Raw genomic sequence first — 20,106 nt, 5'->3', positions numbered from 1 at the left:
GCGAACCATGTCCAGCACCCCTGCATTGGCGCACAGCCTGTTCGATCCAGCGATACTGGTTCCCGCGCTGCGCGATGCCTTCGTAAAGCTCGACCCGCGCAAGCTGATGCGCAATCCGGTTATTTTCGTAACGGAAGTCGTAGCCGCATTGGTAACGCTATTCTTCGTTCGCGACCTCGTGACGGCGGACGGGCAGGCCGGTTTCTCGGGACAGATAGCGGTTTGGCTGTGGTTTACGGTGCTGTTCGCCACTTTCGCGGAGGCGGTAGCGGAAGGGCGCGGCAAAGCGCAGGCGGAAACATTGCGGCGCACGCGTTCGCAACTGACTGCGCGCAAGCTGGTGAGCGCTGACGACATCGAAGTCACCGAAGTGCCCGCGAGCGATCTGAAGATAGGCGATCTGATCATTGTCGAGGCTGGCGAGTTGATCCCCGGCGATGGTGAGGTGACCGAAGGCGTTGCATCGGTGAATGAAAGCGCCATTACGGGCGAATCCGCTCCCGTGATCCGTGAGGCCGGCGGCGATCGATCTGCCGTAACAGGCGGCACCGAAGTTTTGTCCGACTGGTTGAAGATACGCATAACCGTTGCTCCCGGCTCGAGCTTCGTGGACCGAATGATTGCCCTCATCGAAGGAGCGGAACGCCAGAAAACGCCGAACGAGATAGCTCTGTCCATTTTGTTGTCCGGCCTGACGCTGATCTTCCTGATCGCGGTGGTAACGCTGTGGGGATTGGCCGGATATTCCGGCACCGTTCTGACAGTAACCGTGTTGGCGGCATTGCTGGTGACGCTCATTCCGACGACCATCGGCGGGCTGTTGTCGGCAATCGGCATTGCAGGCATGGATCGCCTGGTGCGCTTCAATGTTATCGCCACATCAGGGCGGGCGGTTGAGGCCGCGGGCGACGTCGACACGCTCCTGCTGGATAAGACCGGCACCATTACTTTCGGCAATCGCATGGCAACCGACTTTCTGCCTGTGGCCGGCGTGTCGGAAGAGATGCTTGCAGAGGCGGCATTGCTCGCAAGTCTCGCTGATGAAACGCCGGAGGGTCGCTCTATCGTGGCGCTGGCGACGGGGGACTATGGACTTGCGCCCACCACCAAGAAGCCCGATGCAGTCATACCCTTCGCCGCAGAAACGAGGCTTTCCGGGGTTGATATGGATGGCCGCGCGCTGCGCAAGGGTGCGGTAGATTCAGCACTCAAGCTGGCGGGCATAGAGCCGAAGGACGCGCCAATCGAATTTCGACAAGCGGTTGACTCGGTTGCACGCACGGGCGGTACGCCGCTTGCCGTGGTGGACGGCAGCCGACTGCTGGGCGTGATCCATCTCAAGGATGTCGTGAAGCCAGGGATCAAGGAACGTTTTGCCGCGCTGCGGGCCATGGGCATCCGCACCGTGATGGTGACTGGCGACAATCCGGTGACCGCAGCGGCCATCGCTTCTGAAGCGGGCGTCGATGATTTTCTTGCCGAAGCAACACCGGAGCAGAAGCTCGCTTTCATTCGCAAGGAACAGGAAGGCGGGAGGCTGATTGCAATGTGCGGCGACGGCACCAATGACGCACCCGCGCTTGCGCAGGCAGATGTGGGTGTTGCGATGCAGACCGGCACTCAGGCCGCGCGCGAGGCCGCGAATATGGTGGATCTGGATTCCAGTCCGACCAAGCTCATCGAGATCGTCGAAATTGGCAAGCAACTGCTGATGACGCGCGGCTCGTTGACGACATTTTCCATCGCGAATGATGTTGCAAAGTACTTCGCGATCATTCCCGCGCTGTTCGTGACCACCTATCCGGCGCTGTCAGCGCTGAACATTATGGGGCTGAAGTCGCCGCAGTCCGCCATTCTCTCGGCGGTAATCTTCAACGCTCTGATCATCGTCGTGCTTATACCGCTGGCGCTGAAAGGCGTGACCTACCGGCCTGTCGGGGCAGCGGCGCTGCTGCGGCGCAATCTTCTGGTCTATGGGCTCGGCGGATTGGTTCTTCCATTCATCGGTATCAAACTGGTCGATATTGCTGTATCGGCCCTTCATCTGGTGTAACCATGCAAACCTATCTTCGCCCCGCGATCGTTCTCACGCTCGCATTCATACTTCTCACCGGCATTGCTTATCCGCTTGCTGTCACCGGAGTTGCACAGTTGGCATTTCCGGCACAGGCGAATGGCTCGCTAATCCGTAACGGTGACGTGGTGATCGGCTCGGCGCTTATCGGCCAGCAATTTACGGCGGACAAATATTTCTGGCCGCGCCCCTCGGTGGCGGGTACGGGCTATGATGCGGCAGCATCGAGCGGATCTAACCTTGGCCCAACCTCGGCAAAACTCGCAGCACGTGTGAAATCGGATCTGGAGCGGATTCAATCGGCAGGCGCGGTGCCGGGCGACGGTGCGACAGCCTCCGGCTCGGGCCTTGACCCTCACATTTCGCCGCAATTCGCTGCCTTGCAAATCACGCGCGTCGCAAAGGCGCGGGGCATATCCGAAAGCGATGTCGATGCAATTGTTGATCGCTTCACTGAAGGCCGCCTGTTCGGTATTGTCGGCGAGCCTCGCGTCAATGTCCTGCTGCTCAACATGGCGTTAGACGCGCATAAAACCGGCTGAACCGATGGCTGACCAACGCCCAGATCCAGATTCGCTGCTCGCCCTTGCTGACAACGGCAAGGGCCGTTTCACGCTTTTTCTCGGCGCGGCGCCCGGCGTCGGCAAGACCTACGCCATGCTTTCACGCGCCCGCAAGCTGAAAGCCGAAGACGTCGATATTGTTGTCGGTCTGGTTGAAACGCATGGGCGAAGCGATACCGCAAACTTGCTCGGCGGGCTGGAAGTGCTGCCCCGCCGCAAGCTTAGTCTCCAGGGGCGCGAGATCGAAGAGTTCGATCTGGATGCGGCGCTCGCACGCAAGCCGCGCATCATCATCGTGGATGAACTGGCTCATACCAACGCGCCGGACAGCCGCCACCCGAAACGCTGGCAGGACGTGGAGGAATTGCTCGCGGCAGGTATCGATGTCTGGTCTGCCGTGAATGTGCAACACCTCGAAAGCCTGTCTGATGTCGTTCAGCAGATCACTTCGATACAAGTGCGGGAGCGCGTGCCCGATACGTTGCTGCAACGCGCCGATGATGTGCTGCTCGTCGATCTGGAGCCATCCGCGCTTATCGAGCGTTTGAAGGAGGGCAAGGTCTATCTGCCCGACAATGCCGCTCGGGCAGCGGACAGTTTTTTCCGGCTTGGAAATCTGACCGCGCTGCGGGAGATGGCATTGCGCCGTACCGCCGACCGGGTGGACGATCAGGTCGTGGATTATCTCAAACAGAATGCCATCGATGATAGTTGGCAGACATCGGAGCGCTTGCTTGTTTGCATCGGCCCTGATGGCCTTTCTGAAAAAGTGGTGCGGGCTGCTGCGAGGTTAGCCACGGGACTGAATGCGCCTTGGCTTGTGATTACAGTCGAGCGGCCGGACCAGCCTGCGCAAACACTGGAAGCACGCGGAATTATCGACGCTAATTTCAAGCTGGCTACGAGCCTGGGTGCTGAGACGCGCCGGATGACGGGCAATGATTTTGTCGAAGAAATATTGAAGGCCGCAAGGCGGGAGCGCGCGACGCAGATCGTCGTGGGCGCGCGGCGTCCGTCGCGGGTTATGCGCCTGTTCAGGCAATCACTGCCGGATGCATTGATCGCACGTGTGTCGGGTGTCGGCATTCATGTCGTCACGGCGGAGGGCGTTACTGCGCCTTCGCCGGGCAAACGTGCTACAGTACGGCGTTGGTTTCGCGACCCGGCGAAAGAACTTGGCATTCCGGCTGCGGCTGTCGCGTTTGCCACAATCGCTGGCGCGATCATCGAACAATTCATCGATCTGCCGAATGTCTCGCTGGTCTACTTGCTTGCCGTTGTGATTTCCGCGGTGAATGGCGGCTCGCTCGCGGCGCTGGTGGCGGCTCTTCTTTCCGCTGTCGCCTATAATTTCTTCTTCATACAGCCGACCGGCGATTTTACTATCGCCTCGCCGCACGAGGTGTTCGGCCTCATTGTTTTCATCGTAACGGCTTTGATTGCGGGTGGGCTCGCCTCGCGCGTTTCGGCGCAGGCGATGACAGCCAGCAGCAGAGCAGTGGCCACGCAATCGCTCTATGATTTCTCGCGCAAGCTTTCGGGCACGGTAAACGCGGATGACGTTGTTTGGGCGGCGATCAGCCAATTGCAAACCACGTTGCGCCGCGAGATCGTCGTGTTGACTGCCGCCGATGGCACGCTTGACCTCGCAGCCGCTTGGCCACCTGACACCGAACTCGACGTGACAGACATGACTGCGGCGCGCTGGGCCGCGGAAAAGAATGAGACTGCAGGCAATGCGACGGGAACGCTGCCGAACTCGCCTTTTCAGTTTCGGGCGCTCGGAACATCGAGCGGAATCGGTGCCGTTGTGGGCTTGAAGCTGGCAGAGCAACCGCTCGACCCCGAAGAGGAGCAGGCGCTCGGCGCCATTCTGGATCAGACGGCGATTGCGATAGATCGCGCGCGGCTGTCTAAGGAAAGTCTCGACCAGGCAGCACGAGCGGCTGGCGAGCGCTTCCGCTCGGCGCTGCTATCTTCAATCTCGCACGACCTGAAAACGCCGCTGGCCACAATTTCGGGCGCGGTTTCCTCACTTCGCCAGCTCGGTTCAAAGATGAACCCGGCGAGCCGCGCTGACCTGCTTGCTTCCATCGAGGAGGAAAGTGACAGGCTCAATCGCTTCGTTTCCAACCTGCTGGACATGACAAAAATTGAAGCCGGCACGGTCGATGCGAGGCGCGATTGGGTGGATGTCGCCGATGTGGTTCGAAGCACGCTTGAACGCGCAGCAAAATATTTCCCTGGCCGACAGATCGAGACCAGCATTGCGAAGGAACTGCCGCTTATTCGCGGCGACAGCGTTCTGCTGGGACAGGTCATGTTCAACCTGATCGACAATGCGGTAAAATATGGAGGCAGCGAGCCAATCGCTATTTATGCGCGCAGCGAGGGCGACGAGGTGGTGCTGTCCGTAACTGATATGGGCAAAGGTATTCCGCCAAAGGAACTGGACAAGGTGTTCGAGAAGTTTTTCCGGCGCGGAAAGCCGGATGGGCGCACACCGGGGACAGGACTTGGTCTTGCCATCGCCAAAGGATTCGTTGAAGCGATGGGCGGAACGATCCGGGCGCAGAGCCCCGCAATTCGCAAGCGTGGCACGCGCGTTTCGCTGCGCTTTCCCATACCGGGCCATGAACCGAACGAGATACCGCAATGAGCGCGGACAAGATTCTCGTTGTCGATGACGAGCCACAAATCCAGCGCTTCCTCAAGCCTGCGCTGGAAGCGGCGGGTTATAGCGTTGTTATGGCCGATGATGGCACATCAGCGCTCAAACTTGCCGCTACAAGTGCTCCGGCATTGATAATTCTGGATCTGGGGCTGCCAGATATGGATGGCAAGGAGGTCGTGCAGCGCCTGCGCGCATGGTCGCAGCTGCCTATCATCATTTTGTCTGCACGCGACCAGGAGGCTGAAAAGATCGCCGCGCTTGATATCGGTGCGGACGATTATATCGAGAAGCCATTCGGAATCGGAGAGCTGACCGCGCGTATCCGCACAGCGCTTCGCCACCGCGTCACGCAGGATGGCGGGGCAACGGGCTTGGTGATTGACGGATTGGAGATCGATACGCTGCGCAGAAGCGTGCGCCGTGACGGCAGTGATCTGAAACTGACGCCGAAAGAATATGATCTGCTTGCGCTTCTGGTGCATCATGCGGGACGCGTGGTGACGCATCGCACTCTGCTCACCTCTGTCTGGGGGCCGGCGCATGCTGATGACATGCAATATCTTCGCGTTTTCATCGGGCAGCTGCGCGCCAAAATAGAACGCGACGCAGCCGATCCAAAGATAATCCGCACAGAACCCGGTGTCGGATACCGGCTCGTGATCGCGTAGTTCACAAGCGTCCTCGCTGCAGCTTTAACCAAAAGATTGTGCGCGCATCGCCAAGCCGGGGTCGCCGGCATGACGTTAGTCTCTCCGGGCTTTTCTGTGAGACCGTAACGCATGAAATGTCGAGTTTCAGTCGATACCGGCGGTAGTTTTACCGATGTGATCGTCAGAGACGAGATCAGCACCAGCCGAGGCTGCGACTTGACAAGCCGACCCGCTGACCACGTTCATCCCATATCGGGGGCAGGCCCCGAAGCAGGGAGATTCGAACTTGGATATCCGGTTTGCAGATTGCGGCGTGCGCTTCGGGGAGCGTGTCGCGCTTCAACCGCTGAATCTGAGACTGGAAGGGCGGCGCGTTGGAATTATCGGGCTGAACGGATCGGGCAAAACCACTTTCGCGCGCCTGATGATCGGTCTGACGTCGCCAAGCACGGGCAGCGTGTCCGTCAATGGAGTCGAGATAAAGTCACCCTCGGACGGTCGCGCCGCCGGGACCGGTTTCGTTTTTCAAACGCCGCAGAGCCAGCTGATCATGCCTGTCGTTCGTGAGGACATATTATTCGGCCTGAAGGCGCGGGGCATTGTTTCCCGCGAGGCCGATGCTTGTTGTGCCGCAACGCTTGCTCGCCTGGGTGCTGAAAATCTCGCTGGGCGCAGAGTGCACGAACTTTCCGGCGGTGAAGTTCAGCTTGCTGCGATGGCCAGCGTGCTGGCGCTTGAGCCGCGCCTTGTCGTTTTTGACGAACCGACCAGCCAGCTAGACCTGAAAAACCGGCGCATCGTAGTGAGCGCGATTGAGGCCTTGGACGAAGACGCGATCATCGTCACGCATGATCTTGAACTTGCGGAAAGCTTGCCGCGCGTGCTGCTGTTTCACGAAGGTAGGTTGGAGGCCGATGGTTCGGCACGGGATGCAATAGACCGTTACAGGAGGTTGGCAGCATGATGTCGACTCCGATCACGACGGGACAGGGCTGGCTTCACCGACAAAGAGCCGGAACAAAACTGGCAGCGCTCGCCATTCTCGGCGTGATACTGTTTTTGGTTCATTCACTTGACGTATTGGTTGCCGCGCTGGTGATTGCGGCTGCGATCCTTGCGCATGTGAGCGGCGGATTAACTCCTGCGTTGCGGCTCGCAAGACCCGCTCTGATTTCTGTTTTGCTGTTCTTCGCAATCAACCTGTTGGTGCTTCCCGTACCTGAAGCGGTGGCGGTGTTTTTGCGCGTGACTGTGCTTGTCCTTGCGGCTGCGATTGTCACGGCGACGACGCAGCTTGCGGAGATCGTCGCTGTCATCGACCGACTGGCGCGGCCGTTCGAGCGAATGGGGCTGATGCAGCGCGGAGATGCCGGGCTTGCCGTCGGGCTTTGCCTGCGGCTGATACCCGACATTCGCGCGCAATATAGCGAGTTGGTAGATGCACATCGGGCGCGCGGCCTGAAGGTGCGCCCGTGGACGATCATGGCGCCGCTCGCAATTCGCGTACTGATGCGTGCCGACGCTATCGCTGATGCCATCGATGCGCGAGGATTGCGGCCATGAAAACACGTGACCTCGTTCTGATCGCTCTTTTTGCTGCTCTTGTCGCTGTGCTGGGATTGGCGCCGCCAATCATGCTGGGCTTCATCCCCGTGCCGATCACGCTGCAATCCATGGGCGCGATGCTCGCGGGCAGTATTCTGGGCGCAAAACGCGGAGCGCTGGCGCTGCTGTTGTTCGTGTTGCTCGTGGCTGCGGGCCTGCCTGTGCTTTCCGGCGGACGCGGTGGGCTGGCAATCCTCGCAGGTCCAACAGGTGGCTTCATTCTCGGCTGGATATTGGCTGCATGGGTGACGGGCTATCTCGCTGAACGCGCTATACGAGAGGGGCAGGGGGATTTTGCGCGGATCGCGGCGCTCTTCGGAGCCTGCGCTGCAGGCGGTATCATAACGCTTTACGCGGTTGGCATGCCCTGGGTAGCTGCGGTTGCAGGGACACCGCTCTCGGCCGTAGCGTATGGCTCACTTGCCTTTATTCCCGGTGATTTGCTGAAAGCCTTGGCAGCAGCACTTGCAGCGCGCGCCGTGTTGGCCGGCTATCCGCTACTCACTCCGCGTGCCCCATAAGGCGGATCGAGATGCAATCAGCCACCACCCCCCATCATCACGGACATGAAGGCGCGGAAGGTGGCTGCGGCAGGGCCGATAGCACGTTCGCGCGACCAGGCAAGGCCAACGTCCATGCTGGGGATCGGATCGACGAGACGCCGGACTTCGATGCGTTGACCTTCAAGCGACCAAGGCCGGTAAACCATATCGGACAGGATCGTAACGCCCATGCCCGCCGCAACGAGCGAGCGGACCGCCTCTACCGAACTCGTGGTCAAAACGCTTTTCGGACTAAAGCCTGCCGCGTCCCAGTAGCGCACAGCAGTCTTGCGCGCCTCATCGACGGTCAACATGACGTAATCCTCCTCTGCGACATCGGCGAGGGTGATTTCTTCCTTCAAATGAAGCGGATGATCGCTGGCCAGCCACAGCCGCCGCGTAGAACGCATAAGCACTTCCTGATCCAGTTCGTCCGTGGCGGCGAGGTTAGAGACAAGCATGACCGCCATGTCCAACTCGCCGCGGATCAGGGCGCGTTCGAGAGCAGTACGTGGCAGCTCGCTAACGTCAATTGCGATGTCGGGATAGGTCTTTCGAAACCGCGTGTAATAGCGCGACATGAAGTAGCCCATGACAGTGTAGGTCATGCCGAGCTTCAGTTTGCCCGAATGATCCTTCGGATCGCGCAACGGGCTGCTGACGGCAGCAGCAACCGCACCGGTAATGTTGCGTGCATGGCCGAGGAAGCGCGTACCTTCTATCGTCAGCTTTACGCCGGAGTGCGTACGCTCAAGCAGACGCACGCCAAGCTCGTCCTCCAAGGCTTTTATCGCCGCCGTAACGGCAGACTGGGAGATATTAAGCTCCATTGCGGCGTGGCTCACCTGGCCCGTTTCAGCCGTCGCGATGAAGTAGTTGAGTTGCTTCAGAGTGATCGGCATGGCGGTTCCGCAAGGCTATCTGTTTTTTTAATATCACTTTCCGAAAATTACTATTTCACAAATTGGTTAAGATGCGCACAGAATTATTGCAGCGCAAAAAAATTAGGCATCCAATGGAGTTCTGACAAATGGGTGTAACTTTGAATTGCGATATGGGCGAGAGCTTCGGACTTTATCGCATAGGCGATGATGAGGGCCTGATGCCCATCATTGACGTTGCCAACGTGGCGTGCGGTTTCCACGCTTCCGATCCCGATCACATGCAGATTGCAGTTAAGAGCGCCAAGGCGAATGGCGTGAAAGTCGGCTCGCACCCTGGCCTGCCTGACCTGCAAGGATTTGGACGGCGCGCGATGCGCATGAGCCGCGAAGAGGTGCGCAATTCGATTGTGTACCAGACCGGCGCGCTGCTTGGTTTCTTGCGCGCGGAGGGCATGGAACTTCACCACATCAAGCCGCATGGCAGCCTCTATTTCATGGCGATGGAGCAGGAGGCTGTGGCGCACGGCGTTTGCGATGCGGCTGAAATCTTTGGCGTGCCGCTGTTCGGCATGACCGGTACGCTTCACGAGAAGATCTATCAGGAGCGTGGCGTTCCGTTCAAAGCCGAGTTCTACGCCGATCTCGACTATGACGCGACGGGTAAGCTGATACTTACGCGTGTGCACGACGCCAAAGACCCGGTGGAGATGGCCGAGCGCTGCGTGCGCGCCATCCGCGATGGCAAGGGCACCGCAGAAGATGGCAGCTTTTTCCCGGTGCGCTGCGAAACCATCTGCGTGCATTCCGACACGCCAAACGCAATCGAGATCGCGAGCGCGGTGCGCGACGCGATCGCCCAATGGCATTGAGCAAGGAGCCCGGCATGGCGCAAATATTGTCTCCTCTACCCGGAACGTTTTACCGCAGCTCGGCCCCCGACCAGCCACCCTTCAAGGCTGATGGCGATGCAGTCGCGGTTGGCGATGTGATCGGGCTGATCGAGGTCATGAAGTCGTTTCATGAAGTAAAGTCCGAGGTCGCTGGTTCGAATGTTCGGTTCGTTGCGGACAATGAAGAGCCTGTGATGGCGGGCGCTCCGCTGGCGGAAGTCGACTGATGCTGAAGAAGCTTCTGATAGCCAATCGTGGAGAAATCGCCGTTCGGATCATCCGGGCTGCGAAGGATCTGGGGATTGCGACGGTAGCGGTTCACTCCGTTGCCGATGCAGAAGCGCTGCATGTTCAGCTCGCCGACGAGGCGGTGGATATCGGGCCGCCCGCACCAAAGAAATCATATTTGAATGCTGAGGCGCTGCTAAAGGCCGCAAAAGACACGGGGTGTGACAGTGTGCATCCCGGCTATGGGTTCTTAGCCGAGAATGCCAGTTTCTCAGACGCCGTGGCGGCGGCTGGGCTGGTTTTTGTCGGTCCATCGGGAGATGCGATCCGCCTTATGGGCGACAAGGTCGCGGCCCGATCCGCCGCCGCCGCTGCCGGTGTCCCCGTTGTTCCCGGTTCCGCCGGGCGCGTGGACAGCATCGAGGAAGCTCGTGAAATCCTTTTGGAAACGGGCTTTCCTGTGATGATCAAGGCGGCGGCCGGTGGTGGCGGACGCGGTATCCGCATTGCCAATACGCTGGCAGAGTTCGAGCAAGCCTTTCCGCAAGCGCGCGCCGAAGCACTGGCCGCATTTGGCGATGGCGGGCTCTACATGGAAAAGGTGATTGGCAAGGCCCGTCACATCGAAGTGCAGGTGCTGGGCGATGGCAATGACGCCATCCATTGCTATGAGCGTGAATGCTCTTTGCAGCGCCGCAGGCAGAAGGTTTGGGAAGAAGCACCCTCCAAAGCGCTCTCCGAAAGACAGCGCGAAGATCTTTGCGCATCGGCAGTCTCGCTGGCCCGCGCGGTTGGTTATTCCGGTGCAGGCACCGTGGAGTATCTCTACGACGATGCTGCCGAGCGCTTCTACTTCATCGAGATGAACACGCGAATTCAGGTGGAGCATCCGGTGACGGAAGCGATTACGGGCATCGATCTCGTTGCCGAGATGTTGCGCATTGCGGGTGGCGAACCGCTTCGCATCAAGCAACGCGATGTCGCGATCAAAGGTCACGCTATCGAGGTTAGACTGAACGCAGAAGACCCGGCGCGCGACTTCGCGCCGTTTCCGGGACAGATCAGCGATCTTCGCATTCCGGGCGGACCGGGCGTGCGCTTCGATTCAATGCTCTATCCCGGCTATCAGGTGCCGCCCTTCTACGACTCCCTGCTCGCCAAACTGATAGTGCACGGTGAGACGCGCGAGGCCGCAATCGCACGCCTTGTTCGCGCACTTACCGAGCTTCAGGTCGGTGGATTGAAGACAACCAAACCGCTTTTCCTTGCCCTCGCAGCCGATCCGACTGTGCAGGAAGGGGATGTGCACACCCGCTGGCTGGAAGGCTGGCTCAGTGAGAACGCCGCGAAACTCGCGGGATGACAGGAGCTGCAATGTCGATCCGTTATAACTTCGGCGGCGACGAACACATCTTCGGGGAAGTGTCCGAAGAGATGTCGCTGACTTCCTTTTTCACCGGCTTGTCCATGACAAATGCCGTGCAGGCAGCCAATATCAAGGGTGTGACGGAAATCTGTCCCGCCAATGCCAGTTTCCAGATTCGTTTCAACCCCGACATCGTCGACCCGCATGACCTCTTGAAGGAGTTGCAGTCGTTCGAGGATGCGGCGGCGAAGTCCGATCCGGTTTTGAAAACGAGGATCATCGAACTGCCGGTCTATTTTCAAGACCCCTGGACGCATGAGACATGCCTGCGCTTCCGCGAGCGCCACCAGGACCCGAACTCGACCGATCTCGAATATTCGGCCCGCATCAACGGTTATGCGACGGTGGATGAATTTATCGCGGCCTATTCTGGCCAGCCTTGGTTCGTGTCGATGGTCGGCTTCGTGGCGGGCTTGCCGTTCCTGTACCAGATGGTCGAACGGAAGCAGCAGATTCAGGCTCCGAAATATCTGCGTCCGCGCACCGATACGCCCAAGCTGACCATCGGTCACGGCGGCTGCTTTGCGGCGATTTATTCCGTCCGCGGCGCGGGTGGCTATCAAATGTATGGCGTTACGCCTGCGCCGATCTATGATCCGACCCGTAAGGTGCGTTACCTCACGGATGAGATGTGCCTGTTCAAGCCCGGCGACATCGTGAAGTTCAAGGCCATTGGCCGCGATGAATATGACGCGACGCTTGAATCCATCGAAGCAAACCGCTGGGAGCCGACGGTGCGCAACTGCACGTTCAGCCTCAAGGATTTCAACGCGGACATCTACGGCACCAATGCCAAGCTGACGGAGCTGCTCAATGGCCGTTAAGGTTATTTCCCCCGGTCTTTCGACCTCCGTTCAAGACCTAGGCAGACCCGGCTATTATCATCTGGGCATTCCGGAAGGAGGCGGCATGGACCGCTTCGCAACGACCATTGCAAATCTGCTAGTGGGCAATGAACCCGGCGCGGCCTTGCTGGAAGCAACCTTCATGGGTCCGGAGCTTGAGTTTGAGCAGCCGGCAGTGGTCGCTGTTACCGGCGGTGATTTGCCGCCCAAGGTCAATGGCGTGGAACAGCCCGGCTGGGAAAGCTTTGCGGTCAAAGCCGGCGACAAGCTTTCTTTCGGTTACCTCAAGAGCGGCGCACGTGCATACATCGCGATTTCTGGCGGTATCGACGTCCCGCTCGTGCTTGGCTCGCGCACGACCTATGTGCTGGGCGCACTGGGCGGCTTTGAAGGCCGCGTGCTGAAGGCCGGCGATGTGCTGCCGCTTGGCAAGGGTTCTGGCAAAGCAGGGCGTTCTCTGCCCGCATCCTATCATCGACAGGTTACGGCTCCGGTGGAATTGCGCATGGTGCCGGGGCTTTACTGGCATCGCATTACCGAGGCGGCAGGCAAGCGCTTCTTTGAAGATACGTGGAAAGTCGCGCCGGAAGCCGACCGCATCGGCTATCGCTTCCGTGGCGGCACACCGCTTGAATTCGTGCCGCGCGAGCCACCTTTCGGCGCGGGCTCCGATCCGTCGAACATCGTCGATGCCTGCTATCCGTATGGTTCCGTTCAGGTGCCGAGTGGCACGGAGCCAATCGTGCTGCACCGCGACGCGGTGTCGGGCGGCGGCTACATGATGTTGGGCGTGGTGATTTCCGCAGACATGGATCTTATCGCGCAATTGCAGCCGCACACGCCAGCGCGCTTCGCGCCGGTCACGCTTGAACAAGCGCTTGCCGCGCGCGCCGAGCGTCGTGTTCATCAGCAGAAGGCGGAGGATTATCTGGCCACCTAACGAGGGCCAAAGCGGCTGGAGGACGAGCCGCAGAGAACGCGTCGGCGACGGCGCAATTAATGATCCAAGCCGCGCGTTAGATGTGGCCAGTGATCGAAGGGGAAGACAATCGTGACCATGACGTCGTGTTGGCGGCATCGAGGTCGCGTGCCTTCTCCAAAGCGGGTGAGAAGGAATGGATGATGGTAGGTCATCTGCGCGCTGAGAATATCTCTGTCGCCTTTGCAGGGTTAAAGGCGCTGTCTTCTGTCAATTTGACGGTAGACAAGGGAAAGATTGCCGGTTTGATCGGGCCTAACGGCGCGGGCAAAACAACGTTGGTCAATGTGCTGACGGGCTTTCAGGCTCCGACCGAAGGCAAGGTGAGCCTGGGCGAAATATCGCTGATGGGTTTCAAGCCACATGAAGTGCGCCGCCGCGGCGTCGCGCGGACATTCCAGAGCGGCAGGCTCTTTCGCGATCTGGCGGTGCTCGACAATCTCGAAGTGACGGGCGTGGGTCTCGGACAGACCCGTCGGCATGCTATCGCAGAAGCGGAAGCCATGCTCGACTGGATGGGCATAGGTGATCTTGCAGGACGCATCGCGGGCACGCTGCCATATATCGATGAACGGCGCGTGGCGATTGGCCGAGCGCTCATGGGGCGGCCCAATCATGTGCTTCTGGACGAACCCGCTGCGGGCATGAGTGCGCAGGAAGCAAGCGATCTCGCTGCCTTGATCCGCCGCATCGCGAACGAGCTTGGATGTGGCGTTCTGCTGATCGAGCATAATGTCGGGCTGGTGCTGGGCCTCAGCGACCACATTGTGGTGCTGGATTCCGGCGCGGTTATAGAGGAGGGACCACCGGCTGCGATCCGTGCCAGCGAAAAGGTGCGACATGCCTATATGGGCACCGCCGCCGACGCGCCCGTGCCCATGGAGGCGCTCGTATGAGCCTGCTCGACGTTTCCGATATTGTCATCCGCTATGGCCGCCTGACGGCTGTACGCGGTGTCTCTTTCTCGCTGAATGAGGGCGATATTCTTTTCATCACGGGTCCGAATGGAGCGGGTAAATCCTCGCTTCTGCGGGCGATCGCAGGCGTCACGCCCATCGTCGGGGGAAGCATCAGCCTCGACGGCAAGTCGCTTGCTGGCTTGGCGCCAGAAGATATCGCGCGGCTCGGCCTCTCAATGGTGCCGGAAGGGCGTCACGTATTCGGTTCGCTAAGCGTGGAGGAAAATCTCCTCGTCGGCACCGGTATGCATGTCGGCAAGAATGGCTGGCGTGCTCGCGTCGCGTCCGATCTGGAGGCGGTCTATGATACGTTCCCGATCCTGCGTGAGCGGCGAAATGGGCAGGCCGGTCTGCTCTCCGGCGGTCAGCAACAGATGCTGGTGATTGGCCGCGCGCTGATGACCAATCCGCGTTTGATCGCCATCGATGAACCATCGCTTGGCCTCGCGCCGAACATTACCGATCAGGTCTATGAGCGCCTGATGGCGTTGCGCGCCCAACGTGGCCTGACGCTGCTGATCGTCGAGCAAAGTTCGACGCGCGCGGTGATGACAGGCGGACGCATGGTGCTGATGCGTGGCGGGCAGATCGTGCTGGAGGGCGATGCGCGCGAGGTTGGCACCGGCGACCAGATCCAGGCGGCCTATTTCGGATATGAGGATCACTGAGATGCTTCAGATTGTTTTCGATGCTCTCACGCTTGGTTCGCTCTATGCACTCGGGGCGCTTGGCATCGCGCTCATCTTCGGTGTCATGCGGCTGGTCAACTTCGCGCATGGTGACGTCATAGCCTTCTGCGTCTTTGCGCTTTTGTGGCCATCGGTCGATGCGGTGGCAATTGTCTTCGCGGGTAATTTGCCGTGGTATCTTCTCATTCCCTTTGTGGTGCTGGTGGGGGCGGGCCTGTCGGTGCTGTGCGAGATCGTCGTCTTCCGACGCTTCCGCGATGCCAGCCCCGCAACGATGATGATCGCGTCCTTCGCGCTCGGCTTCGTCATCCGCTACTTCCTGCTGATGCTCTTCACGAGCAGACCAAAATCCATCTCGCTGCTGCCTGCACTTTCGCAGCCCGTGGAGATTTTCGGTGCGCGGCTACCGCTGCTGCAGCTCATCACCATCGTTACGACATTGCTGGTTCTGGCCGGCCTGACGATCTTTCTGCGCCGCACGCGGTTCGGCCTCGAAATGCGAGCAGCGGCTGAAAACTTTGCCATGGCGCGCATGTTGGGCGTGCGCGCAAATCGCGTGATTATGCTGGCCTTTGCGCTGTCTGGGGCTCTGGCCGGAGCGATTGCGCTGATCTTCGGCAGCCAGACCGGTACCGCAGACATTCAGATGGGCGCGGCGATCATGCTGATGGCCTTTATTGCGACTGTTATCGGCGGGCTAGGCAGTCTCGGCGGCGCAGTGCTTGCTGGCTTCCTGCTCGGCGCTGCGTCTGTCGTCATGCAAGTGGTGCTGCCCGTCGATGCCCGTCCATTCCGAGACGCGTTCGTCTACGGCGCTGTCATTCTCGTGCTTCTCTTTCGACCGCAGGGGCTCCTTGTCGCCCGCGGCACCAAGGAAAGGGTCTGAACCATGTCCAACGCGACCACAGTCGACACCCACGCGCTGGACAGCGACAAGATCGCCGTTCGCCAGCCTTCCCGCTTTTCGCTTGCCGGCCGCACGATATGGACGCCATTGCTGCTTTCGCTGCTGCTGGTCGCCATCGCGGTGATTACATTCATGATCGGGTCACGCCCGTTCAACCAGACTGTGATCGACGTATTCGTGCGGGTTATACTAGTCGTCGGGCTGTATGTATTCATCGGCAATTCGGGCGTGATGAGCTTCGGCCACATCGCCTTCACATGCCTTGGGGCGTATGCGGCGGCGTGGCTCACGATCAATCCGGCGATGAAGAAAATATCATTGCCCGGCCTTCCCGAATGGCTGCTTGCAACGAAGCTGCCATATTGGCAAGCGGCGGTTCTAGCCTCCCTTTTCGCGGGCGTTATGGCGCTGATATTCGGACGCGTGCTGATGCGATTATCGGGCATCGCGGCCTCGATTGCGACCTTCGCCGTGCTGGCTATGATCAATGCGATCTATTCGAATTGGGAAAGTGTAACGGGCGCAACCTCTTCGGTCGTGGGCATTCCGATCGTTCGCACGATCTGGCCTTACATGATTGCTGCGGTCGTCGCGGTTTTCATTGCCTGGGCGCATGCTATCTCCCGTTCAGGGTTGGCTCTGCGTGCTGCGCGTGACGAACCAACAGCGGCTGCAGCTTCCGGCGTCGATATTCCCCGCGAGCGCCTTGTAGCGTTTGCGGTATCGGGTGCAATCATGGGGCTGGGCGGTGCGCTCATGGCCCACTCGGTCGGCGTAGTCACGCCCGACACCTTCTATCTCGGCCTCACCTTCACCACTCTGTCGATGCTCGTTGTCGGTGGGATGGGCAGCCTTTCCGGCGGTGTCATCGGGGTCGTGCTTCTATCCGCTCTCATTCAAGCTCTCCGCTGGCTTGAGGCGGGCGTGCCGATCGGCGACTCGACCTTTGCGATTCCGAAGGGGCTTCAGGAGATCGCGCTCGGCATCATCATGATCGTGATCCTCGCATTGCGCCCGACTGGCCTTATGGGCAATCGCGAAGTCACGCTCTTTCGCAAGAAAACGAAGTGAACGGCCGCGGACTCATGGCCAAACCATAGGAGACGTCAATGGCATACAAGACAAGACTATTAGCGACGGCGCTGATCGCCGTCTCCAGCGCCTTCCCGGCGTTGGCCGATGACGACAAGATCATTGTCGGCTTCGCTACGGCGGAATCCGGCTTTATGGAAGCCTATGACAAGCCTGCGCAGGATGCGGCCATGATCCGCATCGACGAGATCAATGCCGCCGGTGGTTTGCTTGGCAAGCAGATCGAAGTCATCAAGGCGGACACCAAGACCGACCGCGCTGAAGGCGCCAAAGCCGGTCTGACTGTCATCGACGGCGGCGCCGACCTTGTAGTCGTTTCGTGCGATTACGACTTCGGTTCACCGGCTGCACTTGCGGCGGAAGATGCCGGCAAGATTTCGTTCTTCCTTTGCGCTGAATCGGTGAAGGCCGGTATTCAGGGCGTCGGCCCGCATTCCTTCTCGGCTTCAGTACTTGCTGCCGTGCAGGGTGCTACCATGGCGGAATGGGCCTACAACAAGAAGGGCGCTCGCAACTTCTACCGTCTGCTCGATACCTGGACTGAATACAACAAGGGTATCTGCGACGGTTTCGACTGGATGCTGCCAAAGCTAAAAGACGCCAAGCTGGTCGGCCAAGATACGTTCAAGAATGAGGACGCTTCGATTGCCGCCCAGATCTCGCGCATCAAGGCTCTGCCGCAGGAGCCGGACGCGATCATGCTCTGCACCATGATGCCGGGCGCTGTTTCTGCCGTCAAGCAGATCAGGGCCGCCGGTATCAATGCGCCGATCCTCAATGGGTCGAGCATGGACGGCAGCTACTGGCTCTCGGCCGTTCCAGACCTGACCAATTTTTACGTGCCTGTGCAGGGCTCGATCTATGGCGACGATCCTAATCCCGACGTCAGCAAGTTCAACGCTGCTTACAAAGCAAAGACGGGTTCTGATCCTTCCAGCCAGTATGCCTATCCGGGCTACGTGATGATCGACGTTTGGGCAAAGGCTGTTGAACGCGCAGGTACGACCGACGCAGACGCCGTGGTTGCCGAGCTTGAAAAGATGAAGAACGAGCCAACGATTTTTGGTCCTCGCACTTTCTCCGCGGAACTGCATCACCAGAACACGACCAAGTATGAAATCATCGAGGTCAAGGATGGCAAGCCTGGCGTGGTCGATAGCTGGACCATTTCCGAGCCGGTGCCGCTTGAAGCGCTATTGAAATAAAGCGGCTTTGCAACCGGATCGGCGCCGGTTGCAATACCCCGCGCCCGGCCAAGTCAAAGCTTGGCCGGGCGTTTTTTTTTGTTCGGGGTTTGAAAATGGGATGCGGTTACGTTCGCGCTTTGCGATACGAATCCTTCAATGCGATCAGGTCGCCCGCGAAGGTGAAAATATCGCAGCCATCGACGTCCACCTGCTGGCCCGAAGCATTCGTGCCGACAAAGCGCCAGGAAGACAGGCCGATATCACCAGTTACAACATGGCTGCCACGCGTCCACGCTGCTTTCGGAAACGTGTCGAAAAGCGCGGCGTAAGAGGCGCGAACTACATCGCGCCCAACGAATTTACGGCCTTCGGCGTCTGGTCCGGCGGAGGCGTGAAACGCGCAGTCCTGCGCCATGCAGGCCATCAACCCATCCACATCCCGCGCGTTCCAGGCCGCAAGGAATCTATCCAGCAAGGCAAGACGCCTTGCTGTGATTCCGTTGTCGCTCACGCGATGCCCTCAGCCGCAAGCGCTGCAGGCAGACGGTCCATCGTGCGACCCAAACGGGCCATAATTTCAGCGACGTCGTCCTCGGTGACGATCATCGGCGGGCAAAGCGCGAGCTGGTCGCCGATAGAGCGGAAAATCAGGCCTTCTTCGTGGCCGATGCGGTTTGCCACGGCACCGGCGCGCCCGACCGGGTCGAATGGCCGCTTGGTGGCCTTGTCGGCAACCAGTTCCAGCGCACCGATGAGGCCCGCGCCGCGCGCTTCGCCCACGAGTGGGTGGTCAGCAAAGCTGCGAATGCCGGCCTGGAATTTCTCTTCCAGACGCGCTGCGTTGCCCATCAGGTCTTTCTCTTCGATGATGGCGAGATTTTCTAGTGCGACCGCTGTTGCAACGGGGTGCCCGGATGCAGTGAATCCGTGGCCGAAATTGTTGAGCTTGGCGGAATTGTCGGCGATTGCCTGATAAATCGGCTCTGAGAACATGACCGCAGCGAGCGGCATGTAGGATGACGTAATCTGCTTGGAAAGCGTGATAATGTCAGGCGTGAAATTGTATTTCTGACAGCCGAATGGAGTGCCGAGCCGTCCAAAGCCGCAAATCACTTCGTCGGAAATGATCAGTATGTCATTGGCGCGGCAAATGCGCTCCACGCCTTCCCAATAACCGGCGGGCGGGGGAAGCACGCCGCCTGCGGCCATCAGAGGCTCACCGATGAAGGCAGCGATCGTGTCGGCACCTTCGGCTTCGATGACGGCTTCGAGTTCAGCCAGCAGGCGCGCAGTGAACGCGGCTTCGTCCTCGCCCTCCTGCCCAAAGCGATAAAAGTGTGGGCAGGTGAGGTGATGGACCGGAATTGCGGGAAGATCGAAATCACGATGATTTCCCGGCAAGCCCGTCAGGCTGCCCGACGCGACCGTGATGCCGTGATAGCCCTTGACGCGGGAGATGAATTTTTTCTTCTGCGGGCGCCCAAGTCCATTGTTCATGAACCATATCATCTTGACGATTGTGTCGTTCGCTTCCGAGCCTGAGGAGGTGAAAAACGCGCGGGTGAGCGGCTCGGGCGTCATCTCCACCAGCTTTTCCGCCAGCCGGATCGAGGGTTCGTGCGATTTGGAGGAGAAGGTGTGATAGTAGGGGAGCTGGAGCATTTGTTTGTAGGCAGCATCCGCCAGGCGCTTTTCCGAAAAGCCAACCGCAACTGACCAGAGGCCAGCCAGGCCCTCGATATATTCCTTGCCACGGTCGTCATAGACCCGAACTCCGTCGCCACGGGCGATGATGAGCGGCCCTGTCGCCTCGTGCTGGCGAAGGTTTGTGTATGGGTGCATCGTCGATGCGATGTCGGTTGCGGCAAGCGAATTTGACAGGGCGCTCATGGCTACTCCGAGTGTTCAAAAA

20 protein-coding genes are annotated in these 20,106 nt (G+C 59.5%); 17 read left to right on the top strand and 3 right to left on the bottom strand.

Features of this window, described 5'->3' with window-relative positions:
• The first annotated feature begins 7 nt into the window (after nt 1-7).
• The 7 genes from kdpB (at nt 8) to DY251_RS04900 (ending at nt 8,087) form a co-directional block, all read left to right on the top strand.
• Entirely contained in the window at nt 8-2,053 is a 2,046-nt protein-coding gene (gene kdpB / locus DY251_RS04930; protein ID WP_116622732.1) for a potassium-transporting ATPase subunit KdpB, read from the top strand.
• A 2-nt stretch (nt 2,054-2,055) separates the two neighbouring features.
• Nucleotides 2,056-2,616, top strand: a complete 561-nt coding sequence (gene kdpC / locus DY251_RS04925; protein ID WP_116622731.1) for a potassium-transporting ATPase subunit KdpC — start codon at nt 2,056-2,058, stop codon at nt 2,614-2,616.
• 4 nt (nt 2,617-2,620) lie between these two features.
• Nucleotides 2,621-5,296, top strand: coding sequence for a sensor histidine kinase (locus tag DY251_RS04920; protein ID WP_116622730.1), 2,676 nt, complete (start codon nt 2,621-2,623; stop codon nt 5,294-5,296).
• Nucleotides 5,293-5,979, top strand: coding sequence for a response regulator (locus tag DY251_RS04915; protein ID WP_116622729.1), 687 nt, complete (start codon nt 5,293-5,295; stop codon nt 5,977-5,979). Before DY251_RS04920 ends, DY251_RS04915 begins: the two co-directional genes overlap by 4 nt.
• Nucleotides 5,980-6,247: 268 nt before the next feature.
• Nucleotides 6,248-6,925: an energy-coupling factor ABC transporter ATP-binding protein gene (locus tag DY251_RS04910; protein ID WP_116622728.1), complete on the top strand. Its 678-nt coding sequence runs from the start codon at nt 6,248-6,250 to the stop codon at nt 6,923-6,925.
• Entirely contained in the window at nt 6,922-7,524 is a 603-nt protein-coding gene (locus DY251_RS04905) for a CbiQ family ECF transporter T component (protein WP_116622727.1), read from the top strand. Before DY251_RS04910 ends, DY251_RS04905 begins: the two co-directional genes overlap by 4 nt.
• Nucleotides 7,521-8,087, top strand: coding sequence for a biotin transporter BioY (locus DY251_RS04900; protein WP_116622726.1), 567 nt, complete (start codon nt 7,521-7,523; stop codon nt 8,085-8,087). The genes DY251_RS04905 and DY251_RS04900 overlap by 4 nt, the downstream gene beginning before the upstream one ends.
• A 17-nt stretch (nt 8,088-8,104) precedes the next feature.
• Here the strand turns inward: DY251_RS04900 and DY251_RS04895 are convergent, their stop codons facing one another.
• Entirely contained in the window at nt 8,105-9,010 is a 906-nt protein-coding gene (locus DY251_RS04895; protein ID WP_116622725.1) for a LysR family transcriptional regulator, read from the bottom strand.
• A 128-nt stretch (nt 9,011-9,138) separates the two neighbouring features.
• On the opposite strand from DY251_RS04895, the gene pxpA reads away from it, so the two are divergent.
• The 10 genes from pxpA (at nt 9,139) to DY251_RS04845 (ending at nt 18,212) form a co-directional block, all read left to right on the top strand.
• Nucleotides 9,139-9,861 (top strand): 5-oxoprolinase subunit PxpA, encoded by a 723-nt coding sequence (gene pxpA / locus DY251_RS04890; protein ID WP_116622724.1) that lies wholly within the window; start codon nt 9,139-9,141, stop codon nt 9,859-9,861.
• 14 nt (nt 9,862-9,875) lie between these two features.
• Complete coding sequence (locus DY251_RS04885; protein WP_116622775.1) at nt 9,876-10,109, top strand: acetyl-CoA carboxylase; 234 nt, start codon at nt 9,876-9,878, stop codon at nt 10,107-10,109.
• Nucleotides 10,109-11,473: an acetyl-CoA carboxylase biotin carboxylase subunit gene (locus DY251_RS04880; RefSeq protein WP_116622723.1), complete on the top strand. Its 1,365-nt coding sequence runs from the start codon at nt 10,109-10,111 to the stop codon at nt 11,471-11,473. The genes DY251_RS04885 and DY251_RS04880 overlap by 1 nt, the downstream gene beginning before the upstream one ends.
• A gap of 11 nt (nt 11,474-11,484) precedes the next feature.
• Nucleotides 11,485-12,360, top strand: coding sequence for a 5-oxoprolinase subunit B family protein (locus tag DY251_RS04875; protein WP_116622722.1), 876 nt, complete (start codon nt 11,485-11,487; stop codon nt 12,358-12,360).
• Complete coding sequence (locus tag DY251_RS04870) at nt 12,350-13,321, top strand: 5-oxoprolinase subunit C family protein (RefSeq protein WP_116622721.1); 972 nt, start codon at nt 12,350-12,352, stop codon at nt 13,319-13,321. Before DY251_RS04875 ends, DY251_RS04870 begins: the two co-directional genes overlap by 11 nt.
• 89 nt (nt 13,322-13,410) lie before the next feature.
• The gene (locus DY251_RS04865; protein ID WP_245415859.1) at nt 13,411-14,256 is read left to right on the top strand and encodes an ABC transporter ATP-binding protein; all 846 of its coding nucleotides are present in this window, start codon (nt 13,411-13,413) and stop codon (nt 14,254-14,256) included.
• Nucleotides 14,253-14,987, top strand: a complete 735-nt coding sequence (locus DY251_RS04860; RefSeq protein WP_116622720.1) for an ABC transporter ATP-binding protein — start codon at nt 14,253-14,255, stop codon at nt 14,985-14,987. The genes DY251_RS04865 and DY251_RS04860 overlap by 4 nt, the downstream gene beginning before the upstream one ends.
• Before the next feature lies 1 nt (nt 14,988).
• The gene (locus DY251_RS04855; RefSeq protein WP_116622719.1) at nt 14,989-15,894 is read left to right on the top strand and encodes a branched-chain amino acid ABC transporter permease; all 906 of its coding nucleotides are present in this window, start codon (nt 14,989-14,991) and stop codon (nt 15,892-15,894) included.
• A gap of 3 nt (nt 15,895-15,897) precedes the next feature.
• Entirely contained in the window at nt 15,898-16,986 is a 1,089-nt protein-coding gene (locus DY251_RS04850) for a branched-chain amino acid ABC transporter permease (RefSeq protein ID WP_116622718.1), read from the top strand.
• A gap of 38 nt (nt 16,987-17,024) precedes the next feature.
• A complete protein-coding gene (locus tag DY251_RS04845) occupies nt 17,025-18,212 on the top strand; it encodes an ABC transporter substrate-binding protein (RefSeq protein WP_116622717.1) in 1,188 nt (395 codons plus the stop codon).
• Between the two features lie 106 nt (nt 18,213-18,318).
• Here the strand turns inward: DY251_RS04845 and DY251_RS04840 are convergent, their stop codons facing one another.
• Entirely contained in the window at nt 18,319-18,705 is a 387-nt protein-coding gene (locus tag DY251_RS04840; protein ID WP_116622716.1) for a nuclear transport factor 2 family protein, read from the bottom strand.
• Nucleotides 18,702-20,084, bottom strand: a complete 1,383-nt coding sequence (locus tag DY251_RS04835) for an aspartate aminotransferase family protein (RefSeq protein WP_116622715.1) — start codon at nt 20,082-20,084, stop codon at nt 18,702-18,704. Before DY251_RS04835 ends, DY251_RS04840 begins: the two co-directional genes overlap by 4 nt.
• Nucleotides 20,085-20,106: the final 22 nt, after the last annotated feature.

This window comes from Mesorhizobium denitrificans, assembly GCF_003403035.1.
Classification (GTDB): Bacteria; Pseudomonadota; Alphaproteobacteria; order Rhizobiales; family Rhizobiaceae; genus Mesorhizobium_G; species Mesorhizobium_G denitrificans.
The sequence above is the reverse complement of the archived record's forward strand: the minus strand, read 5'-3'. Positions and strand labels throughout refer to the sequence as shown.

What these genes read in the sequence shown, in the direction of transcription:
- pxpA (WP_116622724.1), top strand. Translation starts at nt 9,139, where the DNA reads ATGGGTGTAACTTTGAATTGCGATATGGGCGAGAGCTTCGGACTTTAT.
- DY251_RS04915 (WP_116622729.1), top strand. Translation starts at nt 5,293, where the DNA reads ATGAGCGCGGACAAGATTCTCGTTGTCGATGACGAGCCACAAATCCAG.
- DY251_RS04920 (WP_116622730.1), top strand. Translation starts at nt 2,621, where the DNA reads ATGGCTGACCAACGCCCAGATCCAGATTCGCTGCTCGCCCTTGCTGAC.
- DY251_RS04875 (WP_116622722.1), top strand. Translation starts at nt 11,485, where the DNA reads ATGTCGATCCGTTATAACTTCGGCGGCGACGAACACATCTTCGGGGAA.
- DY251_RS04880 (WP_116622723.1), top strand. Translation starts at nt 10,109, where the DNA reads ATGCTGAAGAAGCTTCTGATAGCCAATCGTGGAGAAATCGCCGTTCGG.
- DY251_RS04905 (WP_116622727.1), top strand. Translation starts at nt 6,922, where the DNA reads ATGATGTCGACTCCGATCACGACGGGACAGGGCTGGCTTCACCGACAA.
- DY251_RS04835 (WP_116622715.1), bottom strand. Translation starts at nt 20,084, where the DNA reads ATGAGCGCCCTGTCAAATTCGCTTGCCGCAACCGACATCGCATCGACG.
- kdpB (WP_116622732.1), top strand. Translation starts at nt 8, where the DNA reads ATGTCCAGCACCCCTGCATTGGCGCACAGCCTGTTCGATCCAGCGATA.
- DY251_RS04855 (WP_116622719.1), top strand. Translation starts at nt 14,989, where the DNA reads ATGCTTCAGATTGTTTTCGATGCTCTCACGCTTGGTTCGCTCTATGCA.
- DY251_RS04900 (WP_116622726.1), top strand. Translation starts at nt 7,521, where the DNA reads ATGAAAACACGTGACCTCGTTCTGATCGCTCTTTTTGCTGCTCTTGTC.
- DY251_RS04870 (WP_116622721.1), top strand. Translation starts at nt 12,350, where the DNA reads ATGGCCGTTAAGGTTATTTCCCCCGGTCTTTCGACCTCCGTTCAAGAC.
- kdpC (WP_116622731.1), top strand. Translation starts at nt 2,056, where the DNA reads ATGCAAACCTATCTTCGCCCCGCGATCGTTCTCACGCTCGCATTCATA.
- DY251_RS04885 (WP_116622775.1), top strand. Translation starts at nt 9,876, where the DNA reads ATGGCGCAAATATTGTCTCCTCTACCCGGAACGTTTTACCGCAGCTCG.
- DY251_RS04845 (WP_116622717.1), top strand. Translation starts at nt 17,025, where the DNA reads ATGGCATACAAGACAAGACTATTAGCGACGGCGCTGATCGCCGTCTCC.
- DY251_RS04895 (WP_116622725.1), bottom strand. Translation starts at nt 9,010, where the DNA reads ATGCCGATCACTCTGAAGCAACTCAACTACTTCATCGCGACGGCTGAA.
- DY251_RS04860 (WP_116622720.1), top strand. Translation starts at nt 14,253, where the DNA reads ATGAGCCTGCTCGACGTTTCCGATATTGTCATCCGCTATGGCCGCCTG.
- DY251_RS04850 (WP_116622718.1), top strand. Translation starts at nt 15,898, where the DNA reads ATGTCCAACGCGACCACAGTCGACACCCACGCGCTGGACAGCGACAAG.